Source organism: Rubrimonas cliftonensis (assembly GCF_900107585.1).
Taxonomy (GTDB): domain Bacteria; phylum Pseudomonadota; class Alphaproteobacteria; order Rhodobacterales; family Rhodobacteraceae; genus Rubrimonas; species Rubrimonas cliftonensis.
Genome location: NZ_FNQM01000001.1, coordinates 1 through 17,929 on the forward strand (window position 1 = coordinate 1; position 17,929 = coordinate 17,929).

Annotated in this window: 14 protein-coding genes and 1 pseudogene; 10 read left to right on the forward strand and 5 right to left on the reverse strand. The window is 70.7% G+C overall.

Features of this window, described 5'->3' with window-relative positions:
• Positions 1-1,340, forward strand: a 1,340-nt coding sequence (locus BLW43_RS00005) for an IS1634 family transposase (protein WP_093247447.1), incomplete at its 5' end; no start/stop codon positions are given.
• Positions 1,341-1,906: 566 nt separating this feature from the next.
• Here the strand turns inward: BLW43_RS00005 and ilvC are convergent.
• Positions 1,907-2,950 (reverse strand): annotated as a pseudogene (gene ilvC / locus BLW43_RS00010) (ketol-acid reductoisomerase); the annotation flags it as partial.
• 399 nt (positions 2,951-3,349) lie between these two features.
• Here ilvC and BLW43_RS00015 point away from each other — a divergent pair.
• The 7 genes from BLW43_RS00015 (at position 3,350) to BLW43_RS00045 (ending at position 10,458) form a co-directional block, all read left to right on the forward strand.
• Positions 3,350-4,438 (forward strand): vWA domain-containing protein, encoded by a 1,089-nt coding sequence (locus BLW43_RS00015; RefSeq protein ID WP_093247449.1) that lies wholly within the window; start codon positions 3,350-3,352, stop codon positions 4,436-4,438.
• Between the two features lie 86 nt (positions 4,439-4,524).
• Positions 4,525-6,228, forward strand: a complete 1,704-nt coding sequence (locus BLW43_RS00020; protein ID WP_093247450.1) for a tetratricopeptide repeat protein — start codon at positions 4,525-4,527, stop codon at positions 6,226-6,228.
• Between the two features lie 108 nt (positions 6,229-6,336).
• Positions 6,337-7,092: a glycosyltransferase gene (locus BLW43_RS00025; protein WP_175478689.1), complete on the forward strand. Its 756-nt coding sequence runs from the start codon at positions 6,337-6,339 to the stop codon at positions 7,090-7,092.
• Positions 7,093-7,209: 117 nt separating this feature from the next.
• The gene (locus BLW43_RS00030; protein WP_093247452.1) at positions 7,210-7,647 is read left to right on the forward strand and encodes a YeeE/YedE family protein; all 438 of its coding nucleotides are present in this window, start codon (positions 7,210-7,212) and stop codon (positions 7,645-7,647) included.
• The gene (locus BLW43_RS00035) at positions 7,647-8,075 is read left to right on the forward strand and encodes a DUF6691 family protein (protein WP_093247453.1); all 429 of its coding nucleotides are present in this window, start codon (positions 7,647-7,649) and stop codon (positions 8,073-8,075) included. Before BLW43_RS00030 ends, BLW43_RS00035 begins: the two co-directional genes overlap by 1 nt.
• Before the next feature lie 133 nt (positions 8,076-8,208).
• The gene (gene ctaD / locus BLW43_RS00040; protein WP_093247454.1) at positions 8,209-9,831 is read left to right on the forward strand and encodes a cytochrome c oxidase subunit I; all 1,623 of its coding nucleotides are present in this window, start codon (positions 8,209-8,211) and stop codon (positions 9,829-9,831) included.
• A 48-nt stretch (positions 9,832-9,879) separates the two neighbouring features.
• Entirely contained in the window at positions 9,880-10,458 is a 579-nt protein-coding gene (locus tag BLW43_RS00045; RefSeq protein ID WP_093247455.1) for a DUF2244 domain-containing protein, read from the forward strand.
• On the opposite strand, the gene BLW43_RS00050 is transcribed toward BLW43_RS00045, so the two are convergent.
• A complete protein-coding gene (locus tag BLW43_RS00050) occupies positions 10,445-11,428 on the reverse strand; it encodes an MBL fold metallo-hydrolase (protein WP_093247456.1) in 984 nt (327 codons plus the stop codon). The two genes, BLW43_RS00045 and BLW43_RS00050, sit on opposite strands and share 14 nt — an antisense overlap.
• 91 nt (positions 11,429-11,519) lie before the next feature.
• Between BLW43_RS00050 and BLW43_RS00055 the strand changes: the two genes are divergently transcribed.
• Entirely contained in the window at positions 11,520-12,860 is a 1,341-nt protein-coding gene (locus tag BLW43_RS00055; protein WP_093247457.1) for an ATP-binding protein, read from the forward strand.
• A 98-nt stretch (positions 12,861-12,958) separates the two neighbouring features.
• On the opposite strand, the gene BLW43_RS00060 is transcribed toward BLW43_RS00055, so the two are convergent.
• From BLW43_RS00060 to BLW43_RS00070, 3 genes are all read right to left on the reverse strand, one after another.
• On the reverse strand, positions 12,959-13,924 hold the full coding sequence (locus tag BLW43_RS00060; protein WP_093247458.1) for a hypothetical protein: 966 nt from the start codon (positions 13,922-13,924) through the stop codon (positions 12,959-12,961).
• Positions 13,925-13,956: 32 nt separating this feature from the next.
• Positions 13,957-15,576: a long-chain-fatty-acid--CoA ligase gene (locus BLW43_RS00065; protein ID WP_093247459.1), complete on the reverse strand. Its 1,620-nt coding sequence runs from the start codon at positions 15,574-15,576 to the stop codon at positions 13,957-13,959.
• Positions 15,577-15,768: 192 nt separating this feature from the next.
• Positions 15,769-17,352, reverse strand: a complete 1,584-nt coding sequence (locus BLW43_RS00070; RefSeq protein ID WP_093247460.1) for a lysine--tRNA ligase — start codon at positions 17,350-17,352, stop codon at positions 15,769-15,771.
• A gap of 135 nt (positions 17,353-17,487) precedes the next feature.
• On the opposite strand from BLW43_RS00070, the gene BLW43_RS00075 reads away from it, so the two are divergent.
• On the forward strand, positions 17,488-17,901 hold the full coding sequence (locus tag BLW43_RS00075; RefSeq protein WP_093247461.1) for a tellurite resistance TerB family protein: 414 nt from the start codon (positions 17,488-17,490) through the stop codon (positions 17,899-17,901).
• The last annotated feature ends 28 nt before the right edge of the window (positions 17,902-17,929 follow it).

Sequence of the window (17,929 nt, forward strand, 5' to 3'; positions counted from 1 at the left end):
AAGCCCTGGTGCGCGCCATGGTGTTCAACCGGCTGTGCGATCCGGCCAGCAAGCTCGGCTGCCTGCGCTGGCTGGAGACCGTCGCCATGCCGGCGGCGCCGGAGGGCGTCACCCACCAGCATCTCCTGCGCGCCATGGACGCGCTGATGGACCACGCCGAGCGGGTCGAGATGGAGCTGGCGAAGCAGATCCGCCCGCTCGTCGACCGCGATCTGGCGGTGGTGTTCTACGACCTGACCACCGTGCGCATCCATGGCGAGGGGGCTGTCGAGGACGACATCCGCGCGTACGGCATGAACAAGGAGCTGGGCGCCGTCGCGCGGCAGTTCGTACTCGGCGTCGTGCAGACCGCCGAAGGCCTGCCGCTGATGCACACGGTTCACCCGGGCAACGTCGCCGAGACCAAGACCCTGCAGGCGATGCTCGCCGCTGTCTTGCAGCGTTTCCCGGTCCAGCGCGTGATCCTGGTCGCCGACCGCGGCCTGCTCAGTCTCGACAACATCGGCGCGCTGACCGCGCTCGCCGACCAGGGTGGGCGGACGCTGGAGTTCATCCTCGCCGTCCCCGCCCGGCGCTACGGCGAGCTGGTCGAGACCTTCCGCGACATCGCCTTCGACGAGGCAGGGCTGGCCGAGGCCGCCTTCGCCGGCCATCGCCTGATCGTCGCCCACGATCCCCTGCGCGCGGCCGAGCAAGGCGACCGTCGCCGCGCCCGCATCGCCGAGCTCGAGGTCATGGCCGAGACGATGGTCGCGAAGCTCGACGCGCAGGACGCGGCGCGCGCGACGGAGGCCAAGGCCGCTCGCGGCCGCCGGGCGTCGGACCGCGGCGCCTACAGCCGCTTCACCCGCGCCGTCACTGATGCCGAACTCACCCGCTTCCTCAAGGCCGACTTCGCCGCCGACCGCTTCAGCTGGTCCGTGGAGGAGGACGCCGTCGCTGAAGCCGAACTCTTCGACGGCAAGCTCGCATTGCTGACCAACGCCCCGGATCTGACGCCTGCCGACGCCGTCGCCCGCTACAAGGCGCTTGCCGACATCGAGCGCGGCTTTCGCGTGCTGAAATCCGACATCGAGATCGCTCCGGTCCATCACCGGCTGCCCGACCGCATCCGAGCCCATGCGCTGATCTGCTTTCTCGCCCTCACGCTCTACCGCGTCATGCGCATGCGCCTGAAAGCTAAGGGCCGCAGCGCCAGCCCCAGCACCGCCCTCGCCATGCTCGCCCGCATTCAGCGCCATCACGCGCGGATCGCGGACCGAAAGCTGGAAGGCGTCACCACCCCGAACACCGAGCAACTGGACCTCTTCGACACGCTGAACCTGCCAAAACCAGCCTGACAAGCCCGTGTAGTTACATTTTGGCCCATCCGGCCATAACAATATCAATCGCTTACGCGTTTTGCTGTCGAAGTTGGGGTGCCACCCATTGCCGAAAGTGTGCGCAATAACACCGTCTCGGTAATTCTTAAGGTTCTGAAGCTCGGCCGACCTCGAAACGAAATCCAGACGCTCGTAGAGCTCTTCATGCGCCTGCGAGTGAGAAATGCGTTGAGAAATCATCCTGTCACCAAGGCGCTTAAAGCTCACCGTAACTTGGCTTCGTAACTCGCTTGCTGCGGTCAGTCGATCCGAATATCTTCTAAGTTTGAATGCAGAAAGACGGTCACTGTTTCCCTTGTCTGGATCCCAGAAACGCGCCAATGCCAGAACCGCGCTCTGAAACAGAGCTTCGCCGCATTGGCTCGGGATCCAAGCAAGAACGCCGAACTCTCGATCCGCTGCAATAAGTTGCTCAGTGAGGGCGTTACAAGATGCGATCTTCGTGACCGCATCTTGATAGTTGTCGGTAAGCGCGCCGAAGAGCTGCTCAATCTCTGCATCAAGCGCGCCTTCACACATGCTCTTTAGTTCTTCGCCTTGTCCACCAAAGCGTTGGACTTGATCCACGGCATCATGCCGCGCAGCTTCTCGCCGACCTGCTCGATCTGGTGGGCGTCGTTGTTGCGGCGGATCGCCTTGAAGGAGGGCTGGCCGGCCTTGCACTCCAGCATCCAGTCGCGCACGAAGCGGCCCTGCTGGATGTCGTCGAGCACCGCCTTCATCCGCGCCTTGGTCTCGTCATAGGGCAGGATGCGCGGGCCGGAGACGTATTCGCCATACTCCGCCGTGTTGGAGATCGAGTAGTTCATGTTGGCGATGCCGCCCTCGTAGATGAGGTCGACGATCAGCTTCACCTCGTGCAGGCACTCGAAATAGGCCATCTCGGGGGCGTAGCCGGCTTCCACCAGCGTCTCGAAGCCCATGCGGATCAGCTCGACGAGCCCGCCGCAGAGCACCGCCTGCTCGCCGAAGAGGTCCGTCTCGCACTCCTCCTTGAAGGAGGTCTCGATCACGCCCGAGCGCCCGCCGCCGATGGCCGAGCAGTAGCTCAGGCCGATCTCCAGCGCCTTGCCGGAGGCGTCGTTGTTCACCGCCACGAGGCAGGGGACGCCGCCGCCGCGCTGGAACTCGCCGCGCACGGTGTGGCCGGGGCCCTTGGGCGCCATCATCAGAACGTCGATGGTCGCCTTCGGTTCGATCAGGCCGAAATGGATGTTGAGGCCGTGGGCGAAGGCGATTGCCTTGCCGTCGCGCAGGTTGCCGGCGATGTGGTCGCGGAAGCAGTCGGCCTGCAGCTCGTCGGGCATCGCCATCATCATCAGGTCGGCCCACTTCGCGGCTTCGGCGATCTCCATCACCTTCAGCCCGGCGGCTTCGGCCTTCTTCGCCGACGCCGAGCCCGGACGCAGCGCGACGACAACGTTCTTGCAGCCGCTGTCGTGCAGGTTCAGCGCGTGCGCGTGGCCCTGGCTGCCGTAGCCGACGATGGCCACGTTCATGCCCTTGATAAGATTGATGTCGCAATCGCGATCATAATAGACGCGCATCCGCTGGAGCCCCTCATGTCCCGTTGTTGCGCGCCGGGGTCTAAAGCGCGCGCGACGTCATGTCCAGCCGTCCGCGGGTATCGCGAATCACGACGGGCGCGGGCCGCCGCCGCCCGGACGCTCCCATGCCGCACGCGCTGTCGCTGCGCCGCAGCGACGAACGACGCTCAGCCCTGACGCGAACGCCGGATCGAGGCGCGTGTCGCCGATCGGGCTTTTGTCGCCCCGGATCAAGGGGCGCATCGCGCTGACGCGCAACCGTGAGGCGACTGCGACACGAATGGATTAACTGCGAATAAATGGTGAGAAATAATAAATATTCCATTAAAGTTCAGTGCAGATGGAGTATCCATTCGGATGACATGTGTGTAACTCGCGCGTGTTTCATCCTTGAGTTGCAATTTTCACGGGAGACTAGAAATGAATTGGGTCTACAATCTCAGGACGTCGCTGGTGACCAGCGTGTTCGTATGCATGGCGGGCGTCGCCTCGGCCGACAGCATCACGCCGCTCACCTTCAGCGCCGACCTTGCGGTGGGCGAGTCGGCGACGATCTCCAAGACCGTCGTGGTCAATGAGGGCGCGCCCACCGATGCGCTCGTCGACGTCCACTTCCTGATCGACACGTCCGGCAGCATGAGCGGTGAGATCAACGCTGCGAAGGCTGCTGCGGCGGAACTCTTCGACGGGCTCAAGGCGTCGTTCGGCGATGTCGCCGCCGGGGTGGGCGTGTTCTCCGAAGGATCGTTCCTGCCGCCCGACGGGCCGCTCAACGGGCGATCGATCAACCAGGATCTGACCACCGACACCACGACTTTCACCGGCGCAGTGAACAACGTCTCGCTCGGCAACCCTGACGGGGGCTTCGACCGTCCCGAGTCCGGCTACACCGCGATCGCGCAGGCGGGTTCGAACGTTTCGTGGCGGGCGGGCTCCAACCGGTTCATGTTCGTCTTCACCGACGCCGATGGAAAGGGCGACTCGGTCGGCGCCCTGGCCGCGCTCGCCGACGAGGACATCGATCTCATCGTTCTCGCCTACCGCCGCACCGATATCCAGCAGAGCACCTACGGGAACATCCTGGGCGCCGACGTCTTCGGAAGCACGACCTCGGCGGAGGCCATCATCGACGACGTGACGGCCGGGATCACGGCCGGCTTCGCCGACTACACGTCCGTCACCGTGGGCGACCTCGACGGCGGCTTGCCCAACATCGCTGTTTCGACCGTCTGCACCTCGGCTGACACCGGCGCCTGCGTCGGCGCCGAGGCCGTCGGCGTTTTCGATCGCTCCACCGAGCGAACCTTCACCTTCGACGTCACCTTCACGCGCATCGCCGCAGGCTCCACGACCTTCGACACCTTCGCTCTCGTCGATGGTGGCATCGTCGCTCGTGAATTCGACAGCTTCCCCGACAGCGCCGCGGTGATCCCCGTGCCGGCGGCGCTCCCGCTGCTCGCGTCGGCCTTCTGCGGCTTCGCGCTGTTCCGCCGCAAAAGGGCCGCCTGACGAGAGGCTCCGCTTGACGGAGTAGACGCTTGCGCGGGGCGAGGCAGCCCCGCGCCCCTCCTTGTCACATCTGGAGTTCCCGTCCGATGTCCGCATTTCAACGCACAATTTTCGCGGCCGCCGCTTTCGCCCTCGCGCTCGCAGCCGCGCCATCCGGCGCCGCCACGATCGTGGATCGGCTCGACAGGCAAGCCGACGAGGCGCAGGAAGGGTATCTCGTCCCGATCGCCGAGGCCCTCGCCGCGGGCGACATCGACCGGGCGGAGACGCTGATCCAGGCGCGTCTGGAGGCGGAGCCCGACGATGCGCTCGCTTGGGAGTTGCTTGGCGTCGCATCGGCCCTCTCTGGCGACGCCGCCGGCGCCGACGCCGCTTATGCGCGCGCGATTGCGCTCGATCCCGGACGGCTGACGGCCTGGATCAAGCGCGGCGATCTTGCCGACGCATACGGCGACATGGAGGGGGCGCGGCGCGCGTGGCTCGGGGCGCTCGACGTCAACCCGCGATACGCGATCGCGCATGAGCGCCTGGGATTTTACTATGCGACGGCCGGTCGACCCGACGCGGCGATCTCCCACCTCGAGCAGGCGCTTGCCGCCTCTGCGGCTGACGGGGATCGGCTGGAGGCCGACCTCGCGTTTCTCTACAACCGCGCCGATCGCCCAAAGGACGCGCTCACGCTGTTGAAGCGTTGGGACGAGGCCGCTGCGCGCGGCGATGCGGCGCCGTCACTACAGATGCTCGCCCTCGGCAACGCGCATTTCGCCCTCGGCGACGCCGAGACCGCCATCGCGCGCTATCGGCTCGGGCTCGCGACCGCGCCCGGCGATGGCGCGCTCCTGCGCGCTTTCGGAGCGGCGCTGCTGGCGACAGGCGACGCGGAGGGCGCGGCGGCGGCGCTCGAGGGACCGGCGGCGGCCGAGCCGATCGACGCTTTCGCCAACGCCCAGCGCGGGCGGGCGCTTCTGGCGATCGGTCGCCCCGCAGAGGCCGTCGACGCAGCCGAACGCGCGATCGAGGCCGAGAACGGAGCGTCGGCTGCGACCCTCATGCTCGCCGCGCGCGCGCGGCTCGCGGCGGGGGAGGCGGACGCCGCCGCCGATGCGGCGCGGCGGCTCGTGGCGCTGCATCCCGACGAGCCCGCCGCCTGGCGTGAGCAGTCGACGATTCTGGGCGCACTGGGCCGCTATGACGCCGCTCTCGCGGCAAGCGACGCGGGCCTCGCGCGCTTTCCCGAAGACGCCGCAATGCTGAGGGGCCGCAGTCTCGCAAACTTGCGGCTCGGGCGCCTCGACGCGGCCGCGGCCGACGCCGCCGGCGCGGCGGCGGTCGCGCCCGACTGGCTCGAACCGCGGTACCTGCTTGGCGTCATCGAGGAGGCGCGCGGCGACGCCGTCGCCGCGGAGGCGGCGTATCGCGCGGCCTTGGCGGTCGCGCCGGACCATGCGCTCAGTCTCAACAACCTCGCCATGCTGCGCCTGCGGGCAGGCGCGGCCGAGGAGGCTCTCCCGCTCGCGCAGCGGAGCGTGTCCCTTGCTGGCGTCGCGGCGACCTACGACACGCTCGCGCAGGTTCTTGCGGCCTCCGATCGACTCGGCGAGGCGCTCGGAGCCCAGCGCGAGGCGGTCCGGCTGGACGCGAACGACATCGGGGCCCGGTTGCGGCTCGCGACCTATGTCGCCGCGTCGGGCGACGTGGAGGCCGCGCGCGCCGTGCTGCGCGAGGCGCTCGCGGCGGCGACGGTCGAGGAGGATGTCGAGCGCGTCTCATCGGCCTTGGACCGGCTCTGACGGCGCGGCGACGACGGGGTGGCGCCGCGCCGGCTTGCATTCCGGCGCCGGGTGGCGGCTCCTAGCGGCGGCGGTGCGGATATGGCGCGGCGGTCGAGGGACTTTAAGGTGAGGCAGGGCGCTGCGGAGGGCGTGACGGCGGTGCTGACGAGCTGCGGGCGGATGCGCCAGCTCGGGCGGCTGCTGGAGAGCCTGCGCGCCTTCAACGATCATCCGCTCGCGCGCTTCATCCTGATGGAGGACAGCGGCGACGCCGAGGCGGGCCGCATCGCCGCCGATCTGGGCTTCGACGTCGAGTTGCACCTCGCCCAGCAGCGCCGGGGCCAGCTCGCGTCGATCGACTACGCCTATGCTCGGGTCGAGACGCCGTGGATCCTGCATCTGGAGGATGACTACGTCTTCACCCGGCCCGGCTATGTCGCCGAGGCGCTGGCGGTGCTGCGCGCCGATCCGCGGGTGAGCATGGTGTCCGGGCGTGTCTGGGGCGAGGAATTCGCCGGAACGCGGCCGCCGGTGACGGCGGTCGACGGCGTGCGGGTGCGGCTCATCCCGCGCGACGCGCACCCGTCCTGGTTCGGCTACGCCTTCCACACCGGGCTGCGGCGCAAGCGGGAATGGGAGCGGTTCGGCCCCTTCGCGCCCTATCGCCGGGAATGGGATGTCAGCTACGCCATGAAGCGCGCCGGGATGCGCATGGCCTATCTCGTCGAGCCGGCGTACCATGACGACGATCTCGGCGAGCAGAGCGCGTCGAGCGACCCCGCCCGGCCTGCGCGCGCGGCCTCGCTGGGATACAAGTTCTCGAAATCGGCCAAGAAGGCGCTGTTCCGCGTCGAGCGCGCGCTCGGCCGCTACCGGGACTGACGCGCCGCTCCATGCGACAGGGTCTGTGATACGGTCTGTGAGATCGTCACCGAACCGGCGCTTGCCGCGGAACGCCCGTCGCGGCACGCGGTAGGGCGGAGAGCGGAGGAGGAAGACATGCGTTTCGAATTGACCGATGCGCTGGCCGGGCTCGCCGGCGGCGCCATGATCGGCGTTGCGGCGGCGCTGCTGCTGCTCGGCGTGGGGCGGATCGCGGGGATCAGCGGCGTCGTCGGCGGCCTGCTGCGGCCGACTGGACAAGCCGCCGACGGCGACAACGCCGCCTTCCTCGCCGGGCTGGTCGGCGCGCCGGCGCTGGCGGCGCTCGTCTGGGGCGCGCCGGAGATCGGCGCGACGACCTCCGTTCCGCTGCTGGTCGCGGCGGGCCTGCTGGTGGGCTTCGGCACGCGGATGGGCTCGGGCTGCACCTCGGGCCATGGCGTCTGCGGGATGTCGCGGCTCTCGCCGCGCTCGCTGGCGGCGACGGCGACGTTCATGGCCGTCGCCGCCGCGATCGTGGCGGCGATGCGTCTGACGCTCGGGGGGGCCGCGTGATGCGCCGGCTCGTCCACTTCGGCTCGGGCGCGCTCTTCGGCCTCGGCCTGCTCGTCTCCGACATGATCGATCCGGCGCGCGTGCTGGCCTTCCTCGACGTCGCCGGCGGCGCCTGGGATCCGACGCTCGCCTTCGTGATGGGCGGCGCGCTCATCCCCATGGCCGTGGCCTGGCGCGTCGCGGCGGCGCGGGCGCGTCCCGCCTTCGGCGACCGCTTTCCCGGCCCCCCCTCTGGCGGGATCGACGCCCGGCTGCTGGGGGGCGCGGCGCTCTTCGGCGCCGGCTGGGGGCTCGTCGGCTTCTGCCCCGGCCCGGCGCTGTCTGCTCTGCTGGTCGGCGGCTGGCCGGTGGCGGTCTTCGTCGCGGCGATGCTCGCCGGCATGGCGCTCCATGGCTGGCGCCTCGGTCGGCGCGGCGTCGCGGTCTGAGTGCGACGGTTGGTCCTAGGAACTGGACCGACTGCGGCCCAGCGTCAGCTTGAGCCTCACGCCTGCACCAGTTAGAGCCAAGATCATGTGCGTGGCGCGGCGACGCGTCAGGGAAACAAGTCAGGAGCAACGCATGGCCGACGCCACAGCGTCCCACGACCACCACGCGGCGCCGGGGTTCTTCACCCGCTGGTTCTGCTCGGTGAACCACAAGGACATCGGGATCCTCTACCTCATCAGCGCCGGCGTGCTGGGCGCGATCTCGGTGGCGATGACGTTCTACATGCGGCTCGAACTGATGGAGCCGGGCGTGCAGTACATGCTGACCGAGGACGGTCAGGTGGACGGCAACCTGTGGAACGTGATGATCACGGGCCACGGCATCCTGATGATGTTCTTCGTCGTGATCCCCGCGCTGTTCGGCGGCTTCGGCAACTACTTCATGCCGCTTATGATCGGTGCGCCGGACATGGCGTTCCCGCGGATGAACAACCTCAGCTATTGGCTGTTCGTGGCCGGCGCCACGCTGGCGGTGCTCGCCGTTTTCGTGGACGGCGGCGTGCATGCCGGCTGGGTGCTCTACGCGCCGCTCTCCACCACGGGCTCGCCGGGCATGGCGATGGACCTCGCGATCTTCGCGGTGCACCTCTCGGGCGCTTCGTCGATTCTCGGCGCGATCAACATCATCACGACGTTCCTGAACATGCGCGCGCCGGGGATGACCCTGTTCAAGGCGCCGCTGTTCGCGTGGTCGATCTTCGTGACGGCGTTCCTCATCCTGCTGGCGCTGCCGGTGCTGGCCGGCGCCATCACCATGCTGCTGACCGACCGCAACTTCGGCACGACCTTCTTCGACCCCGCAGGCGGGGGCGACCCCATCCTCTACCAGCACATCCTTTGGTTCTTCGGTCACCCGGAAGTGTACATCCTGATCGTGCCGGGCTTCGGCATCGTCAGCCACATCGTCTCGACCTTCTCTAAGAAGCCGGTGTTCGGCTATCTCGGCATGGTCTGGGCGATGATCGCGATCGGCGTGCTCGGCTTCGTCGTCTGGGCGCACCACATGTACACCGTGGGCATGTCGGCCGACGCGCAGGCCTACTTCATGCTCGCCACGATGGTCATCGCGGTGCCGACCGGCGTGAAGATCTTCTCGTGGATCGCCACGATGTGGGGCGGTTCGATCGAGCTCAAGACGCCGATGCTGTGGGCGCTGGGCTTCATCTTCCTGTTCACCGTCGGCGGCGTGACCGGCGTGGTGCTGAGCCAGGCCGGCGTCGACCGCGCCTATCACGACACCTACTACGTCGTGGCGCACTTCCACTACGTCATGAGCCTCGGCGCGGTGTTCACGATCTTCGCCGGCATCTACTACTGGATCGGCAAGATGTCGGGCCGCCAGTATCCCGAGTGGGCCGGCAAGCTGCACTTCTGGATGATGTTCATCGGCGCCAACATCACCTTCTTCCCGCAGCACTTCCTTGGCCGCGCCGGCATGCCGCGTCGCTACATCGACTACCCCGAGGCGTTCGCCTACTGGAACTACGTCAGCTCGATCGGCGCGTTCATCTCCATCGCGTCGTTCGTGTTCTTCATCGGCGTGATGTGGTACACGCTGACCCGTGGACAGCGCATCACCGAGAACGCCTACTGGGGCTCGACCGACACGCTGGAGTGGACCCTCCCCAACCCGCCGCCGGAGCACACCTTCGAGACTCTGCCGACGCCGGACCAGTGGAACAAGGCCCATCACTGAGCCTTTCGGGGGAGCCTGGAGCGCCCATGAAGACGATGACGACGCGCCATGGCTGAGGCCGGCGCCGACGACGCGGCCGGGGGAGTTCCCCCGGCCGTTTCTCTTGAGGCCGCCGCCTTCGCGCGGCGCGATCCGCCGCTCTGGGCGGTGACGCTCTGGCCGCACCAGTCGATGACGCGCGGCGGCTTCCGCTTCTTCATGGCGGCCCTCGCCGCCGGGCTTGCGATCCCCTTGCTCGCGGTGCTGGGGGCGCCGGGGGGCTCGGCGGCGGCGCTGTTCCTCTCGCCCTTCGTGGTGGGCGCGCTGGGGCTGGTCTGGGCGATGGTGCGGCTCAACGTCCGCCGGCGGCGACTGACCGAGGCGGTGCGGCTCTGGCCCGACGCGATGGCCGTCGAGCGGCGCGAGCCCGGCGGGCGCGTGCTGCGCTGGGCCGCCAACCCGTACTGGGTCCGCGTCGAGCTGGAGGACACGCCGACCGTGGAGCGCTACCTCACCGTCAGCGGCGGCCCGCGGCTGATCGAACTGGGCGCATTCCTGACGCCGGAGGAGCGGGTGGCGCTGGCGGTCGAACTGCGCGCGGCCCTGCGCCGGGCGCGCGGCGCCGCCGGCCCGGTCACGCCAGCCTGAACGCCGCCCGGGCGGAGAGCGGGCCGACGCATTCGGCCGCGCCGTCCTCGGCCAGCGCGAGCAGATGCGCCAGCACGTTGCGCGCCGCCGCCGGCATGAGCCGCGGCTCCAGCCCGACATAGAGCCGCCCGGCGAGCTCGACCGCCGTCGCCGGCCCCTCGGCGAGCGCGACGAGGATCTGCCGCGTGCGGCGCGCCCGGTGCGCCGCCTGCCACGCAATCATGCGGTCAGGGTCCGTCACCGGGGCGCCATGGCCCGGCAGCAGCAGACGGTCGCCGCGCCGGCGCAGCCGCGCCAGCGTCGCAAGGAACGCCTTCATGTCGCCGTCGGGCGGCGATACGAGCGTGGTCGACCACGCCATCACGACATCGCCGGTGAAGAGCGTCCCCGTCCCCTCCAGCGCGAAGGCGAGGTGGTTGGCGATGTGGCCGGGGGTGTGCAGCGCGGTCAGCCGCCAGCCCTCTCCGGCGACGCTCTCGCCCTCCGCCAGCGCCGCGTCGGGCGCGAAGCCGGCGTCCGCGCCTTCGCCGCCGCCGAGCCCCCCGGCCGCCGCCAGCGCCGCCATCTCGGGCCGCGCTCCGGCGCCGTGGGGGCCGAAGGCGCGGAGCGGCGCGTCGAGCGCGTCCGCCAGCGCGCGCGCGCCCGCGCTGTGGTCGCGGTGCGAGTGCGTCACAAGCACCGCGCGCGCCGGCGCGCCGGCCAGCGCCGCGACGATCCGCGCCCGGTGGCCCGGGTCGTCCGGGCCGGGGTCGATCACCGCCGCGTCGCCGCCGCGCCCGCCGGGAGCGCGCACGACATAGGTCGCGGTGCCGGAGAATGTCATGGGCGAGGGGTTCGGCGCGACGATCCGCAGAACGCCCGGCGCCGCCTCGACCGGGACGCCCGCCGCCGGCGCGGCCCGGTCGAAAGGTTCGGGTCCGGCGAGAAGCGCCGCGTCCTGCGGGTCGATCTGCGGCGCGTCTGCGGCCATTGGCGGCGCTCCCTCGCGGCGCGCCGCCTCGGGCGCTAGTGTCTCCTGTGCAAGAAGGCCGGGCCGGCTGCGGTGTGGTCAAGGGGCGGCGATGAAGCGGTATCTTCCACGGGGGCTGTTCGGGCGGGCGCTGCTGATCCTGCTCGTGCCGGTGATTCTGGTGCAGGCGGTGGGCGCCGCCGCGATCGTGCAGCGCTACTATGACGGCGTGACGCGCCAGCTCGCGACCGCCGTGGCCGCAGACATCAACTACGTCGTCGCCCGGGTCGAGCGCGCCGAGGGCGAAGCCGCCGCCGCCGAGGCGGCCGAGGAGGCGGCCGAGGCGCTGGGGCTCTCGATCACGCTCGATCCGGGCGAGATCGTCGCCGTGGACGCCCTGCGGCAGTTCTACGACGTCACCGGCGGCGTGCTGGAGGAGGCGCTGAAGGCCGGCGTGCGGCGGCCGATCACGGTGGATCTGCTCAGCCTCGACAAGCACGCCATCGTCGCGGCGCAGACCGACAAGGGCGTCATCCGCGCCGAGATTGACCGCGGGCGGCTCAACCCGTCAAACCCGCATCAGATCTTCGTCTGGATGGCGGCGTCGAGCGTCGTGCTGGTGACGGTTGCGGCGCTGTTCCTGCGCAACCAGGTGCGGCCGATCAAGGCGCTGGCCGCAGCGGCGGAGGCGTTCGGCAAGGGCCGCGCGGCGGCGTTCCACCCCGCCGGCGCGGAGGAGGTCCGGCGGGCCGGCGCCGCCTTCCTCGACATGCGCGGCCGCATCGAGCGCCAGATCGAGAGCCGCACGCTGATGCTTTCGGGCGTCAGCCACGACCTGCGCACGCCGCTCACCCGGATGAAGCTCGCGCTCGAACTGATGGACGACGAGTCGGAGCGGGCGGATCTCGCGCAGGACGTGGCCCAGATGGAGCGGATGATCGACGCGTTCCTCGACTTCGTGCGCGGCGAGGCGGGCGAGGCGACCGTTCGGACCGACCCGGTGGCGCTGGCCGAGGAGGTGGCCGCGGCGGCGCGTCGCGGCGGCGGCGAGGTCGCGCTGCGCGCCGAGATCGACACGCCGGAGCGGACCACCGCCGAGCTGCGCCCTGAGACCCTGCGCCGGGCGCTCGCCAACCTCGTGCAGAACGCCGTCGACTACGGTGGGCGGGCGGAGATCACCGTGCGGATGACGCGCCGGTGGCTGGACATCGACGTGGAGGACGCGGGCCCCGGCATTCCGGCGGCGCAGCGCGAACTCGCGATGCGGCCGTTCACGCGGCTCGACGCGGCGCGCAATCAGAACGTCTGCGCCGCCGCCGGCGGCGCGGGCGGCGGCGTCGGCCTTGGCCTCTCGATCGCGTCGGAGGCGGCGCGCAGCCATGGCGGCGGGCTCATCCTCGACGTCAGCCCGCGTCTTGGCGGCCTGCGCGCGCGCCTGCGCCTGCCGCGCTAGAGCCTTCTCCGATCTGACGGGCGCAGCCGGCGACGCGAAAACGCCACGGAGTATCGGGCTGGCGCGGCGGATGCGGCGCAGTCGGGTCGAACGCCGCTCTAGCGACCCTCGGCGCAGCCCGCGCGCAGGGCCGCCCAGTCGTCGGCGGAAAGCGCCGGGCGCGCCAGCGCGTTGCGCACGGCCCGCGCCGCGTCGCCGTCCTGCGGAGGCTCGGCGGGCGGGCGCAGCGCGGCGCTGGCGGCGCGGGTGAGGCTGGCGGCGTCGAGATCGCCCGCCAGAAGACCGCGCAGCGCGTCCAGCGCCGAATCGCGCAGGGCGCGGCCTGTCCGCGCGCCGCTGACGGCCTCCGCGACGGCGGGCGCGAGCAGGTCGGCGAAGGCGTCAGGGCCCGGCGCCGCCGCCAGCGCCTCGGCCCGCGCCAGCACCCAGCCGCCGGGCGCGGCGCGCGCCGGCGCGTCGGGGCCGGGCAGGGCGGCGACCACGACCCGAACGGGCGCGCCGGGCTGCGCCAGCGCCGCGGTCGAGAGCGCCGCCGAGAGCCGCGCCAGCGCAGCCGCCGCCGCGGGATCGGCGCAGAGCGCGTCGCCCGCCGCCGCGCGCACCGCCGCCGCGCCGAGCGCCGCGCGCGTCTCCGGCGGAGCCGCGGCCGACATCGCGTCGATCGCCCCCGGCGCCGCGGCCCAGAGGCCGGCGCCGAGCGCGCCGACGAACAGCAGCGCCAGAGCCCACCGCGCGCCGGGCCCGAGGGGCCTGCGCGCCTTGGGCGCGGCGTCGGCCGCGGCCTGCGCAGCCGCGCGCAGGGCGTTGATGGCCTCGATCATGTCGCGATCCTGAAGCGCCAGCCGCTCCGGCGCGGCGTTGTCGGGCGCCAGCGTCATCGCCGCCGAGCCGGGCATGTCGACGAGCGAGGCGATCGGCCAGTGCGTGATCGGCGTCTCGTCGAAGCGCTGTATCGTGAGCGTCGCGCGGCCGAAGCTCACCAGCACCTCGACCGGCGGCGCGCCGTCCGCCCCGACATACCAGCCGGGAGCCTCGAGAATGTCGTAGCGCGGCGCAGCGGTCATGGAGATCCCGGCGGAGGCCCGCCCCGAAGGCGTCAGGCGTGGGGCAGGCTGTAGCCCATCTGCTCGAGCTGCGCACGGAGATCGCGCTTGGAGAGCTTGCCGGTTGCGGTGTGGGGCAGCGCCGCCATGAACAGCACGTCGTCGGGAAGCTGCCATGTCGCGAAATGCGGGCGCATGTGGTCGAGCACGCGCGCCGCGTCGGGCGGCGCCGCGGGATCGGGGCGGATGACCAGCACCGGGCGCTCGCCCCATTTCGGGTGCGCCACGCCCACGGCGGCGGCCTCCAGCACGCCGGGGCAGCCGACGGCGACGTTCTCGAGGTCGATCGAGCTGATCCACTCGCCGCCCGACTTGATGACGTCCTTCGAGCGGTCGACGATCCGCACATAGCCCAGCCCGTCCATCGTCGCGACGTCGCCGGTGTCGAACCAGCCCTCGGGGTCGGTCGCGTCCGCCTCCGCGCCGACATAGCGCTTCGCGACGCAGGGTCCGCGCACCACCAGCCGGCCGCGGCTCGCGCCGTCCCGCAGGACCGGGGCGCCGAAATCGTCGCGCAGGTCGAGGTCCACCGTGAAGGGCGGATGGCCAACCGACAGCTTCGCCGCCATCCGCTCCGCCTCGGGCAGCGCCAGTATCTCGGGCTTCAGTGAGGCGAAGGAGCCGAGCGGCGAGGTCTCCGTCATGCCCCAGGCGTGCAGCACCTCCACCCCGTAGTCGCGCTGGAAGGCTTCGATCACCGATTGCGGGCAGGCCGAGCCGCCGATCACGACGCGGTTCAGCGTCGACAGCCGCAGCCCCTCGCGCCGCATGTGGTCGAGCAGGCCCAGCCAGACCGTGGGCACCGCCGCGGTGACGGTGACGCCGCGCTCAAGCATGGAGTGGAGCGCCGGCGGCGTGAGGTCGCGCCCCGGCAGGACCATCCCCGCGCCCACCATCGGCGCCGAATAGGCCGTGGACCAGCCGTTGGCGTGAAACAGCGGCACCACCGGCATCAGCACGTCGCGCGCGGAGAGGGCCAGCATGTCGGGCTGCACCATCGCCATGGCGTGCAGCACGTTCGAGCGGTGGCTGTAGCAGACGCCCTTGGGCGCGCCGGTCGTGCCGGAAGTGTAGCACAGGCCGCAGGCCTCGCCCTCCTCGCCACCGACCCAGGCGAAGTCGCCGTCGGCGGGCGCTGCGTCCCACGGCGCGCAGTCGAAGGGCGTCGGCGGCGCATGGGCGGCGTCCGCGAGGCAGATGAAGCGCTCGACCGTCTCCAGCCGCGGCGCGATGGCGGCGACCACGGGCGCGAGGTCGGGGTCGAAGGCGAGGAAGCGGTCGGCCGCATGGTTGACGATGTAGACGAGCTGCTCCGCCGAGAGCCGCGGGTTGAGCGTGTGCGCCACGCCCCCGGCGCCGGGAACGCCGTACCAGAGCTCCAGATGCCGTGCGGTGTTCCAAGCCATCAGGCCCACGCGGTCGCCCTTCGCCAGCCCCATGCGCGAAAGTCGCTGGGCAGAGCGCAGCGCGCCCTCCCGCAGCTGGCGCCATGTCGTCTCGACGATCGGCCCTTCGGCGCTGGCCGAGACGATGCGGCGGTCGGGATGATACTTCGCGGCGTGGTCGATGATCCGCGACACGCGCAGCGGCCAGTCCTGCATCAGGCCCATCATAAGCGGTCGCCTCCCTGCGTCCCCCTCGACCCGGCGTCTTCCGCGCCGGGGTCGGGCGTCAGGGTAGGCGCAGGCGCGATGGGACGGAAGCCCGACGGGCTCGCCGGCGAGCGGCTGGAGCCATGGCCTGAGGGTTCGCGTGTCCGGAGCTCAGGCCCCGCGACTCAGGCCCGGCGGCCCAGGCTCCGCTGGTCAGGCCCCGACAAGTTCGCCCGCCAGCGCCCGTTCGATCAGCGCCGCCGTCTCGGCCACGCCGTAGAGCGCCACGAAGCCGCCGAAGCGCGGGCCCTGCTCGGCGCCGAGCAGCACGGCGTAAAGCGCGCCGAACCAGTCGCGCAGGTTCTCGAAGGGATGCCGCTTGCCGACCTCGTAGACGAGATCCTGCAGCGCGCCGGCGTCCGCGCCGCCCGTCCAGGCGCGCAGTTCGCCAGCGAGGTCCGCCAGCGCCGCGCGTTCGGTCCCGGTCGGCGCGCGGAAGCGGCGATTCGGCAGCACCTTGTCGGCGACGTAGTTCAGCGCGCGGCCCACGGCGGCGTCGAGCGCGGGGTGGGTCTGCGGCGAGGCCTCGGGGGCGTATTTGTGGATGAAGCCCCACAGCACGGCCTTGTCCTGAGCGCCCGCCGCCGCGGCGAGGTTGAGCAGCATCGCGAAGGGCACCGCCATCTGGCTCTCGGGCGGCGTCCCGGCATGGATGTGCCAGACCGGGTTCTCCAGCCGCTGGGCGTCGTCCTGCTCTGGAAAGGCGCGCAGGTGCTGGTCGTATTCGTCCACGGTCTTCGGAATCACGTCCCAGTGCAGGCGCTTGGCGGTGCGCGGCTTCTGGAACATGAACAGCGACAGGCTCTCGCTGGAGGCGTAGCGCAGCCATTCGTCGATCGAGACGCCGTTGCCCTTTGACTTGGAGATCTTGCGCCCCTCCTCGTCGAGGAACAGCTCGTAGACGTAGTGCTGTGGCGGCCGGCCCCCGAGGGCGGAGCAGATGCCGTCATAGACCGGCGTGTTGGGCAGGTGATCCTTGCCGTACATCTCGAAATCGACGCCGAGCGCGGCCCAGCGGGCGCCGAAATCGGGCTTCCACTGGAGCTTCACCTGGCCGCCGGTGACGGGCAGGGTGGTCTCGGTCCCGTCCTCGTCGTCGAAGGTGATCTCGCCGCGCTTCGCGTCGACGTTCCGGATCGGGACGTAGAGCACCCGCCCCGTCGTCGGGCTGATCGGCAGGAAGCAGGAGTAGGTCGCCTGCCGCTCCTCGCCCAGCGTCTTGAGCATGATCGCCATGATGGCGTCGTAACGCTCGGCGCAGCGGATCAGGATGTCGTCCATCCGGCCGCTCTTGTAGTAGTCCGTGGCGCTCGCGAATTCGTAGTCGAAGCCGAACGTGTCAAGGAAGCGCCGCAGCATGGCGTTGTTGTGGGCGCCGAAACTCTCGAACTTGCCGAACGGGTCCGGCACGGCTGTCAGCGGCAGCTGCAGATGGGCCTTCAGCGCCTCGGGGTCGGGCACGTTCTCTGGCGCCTTGCGCATCCCGTCCATGTCGTCGCTGAAGCACAGCAGGCGGGTGGGGACGTCGCACAGCATTTCGAAGGCGCGGCGCACCATGGTCGTGCGCGCCACCTCGCCGAAGGTGCCGATATGCGGCAGGCCGGAGGGGCCGTAGCCGGTCTCGAACAGCACATGGCCCTTCTCGGGGTCTCCGGCCCCGAGACGTTTGAGCAGCTTGCGCGCCTCCTCGAAGGGCCAGGCGCGGGCCTTCTCGGCAAGTTCTCGCTGACTGCTCATGGCGACGTCTCCAAGGTGAAGGCGCCGATTACCGCCGCCGCGCCCCCCGCGTCAATGAAGCGGGCGGAGACGCGTCTTGTCCGCGGCGCGCGCCCCCCCTAGTTTCGCATCGCAACAGGACGCGAGGCTCCGGACATGACCGCTCCCTTCACCGCGCAGGACGGCCTCGTGGCCGCTATGGTGCTGACCGCCGCGGCGGACGGCTCGCTCTCGAACGCCGAACGCGACACGGTGGCGGGAATCGTCGCGCTGATGCCGATCTTCCGGGGCTTTTCGGAGGGCCGCTTCGGCGAGATGAGCGACGTCGTGGTGCAGATGCTGGCCGAGGAGGACGGCATCGACCAGATCCTCGACCTGCTGTGCGAGAGCGTGCCGGAGCACATGCGCGACACCGCCTATGCGCTCGCCTGCGACGTGACGGCGGCGGACGGCTTCGCAGGCGAGGAGGAGCTGCGCCTGCTGGAGTTGATGCGCTACCGCCTCGACATCGACCGCCTCACCGCCGCCGCCATAGAGCGCGGCGCGCGGGCGCGCTACCGGCGCGTCTGAAGCGGGCGCGCCAGAACCCGCCGCCGTC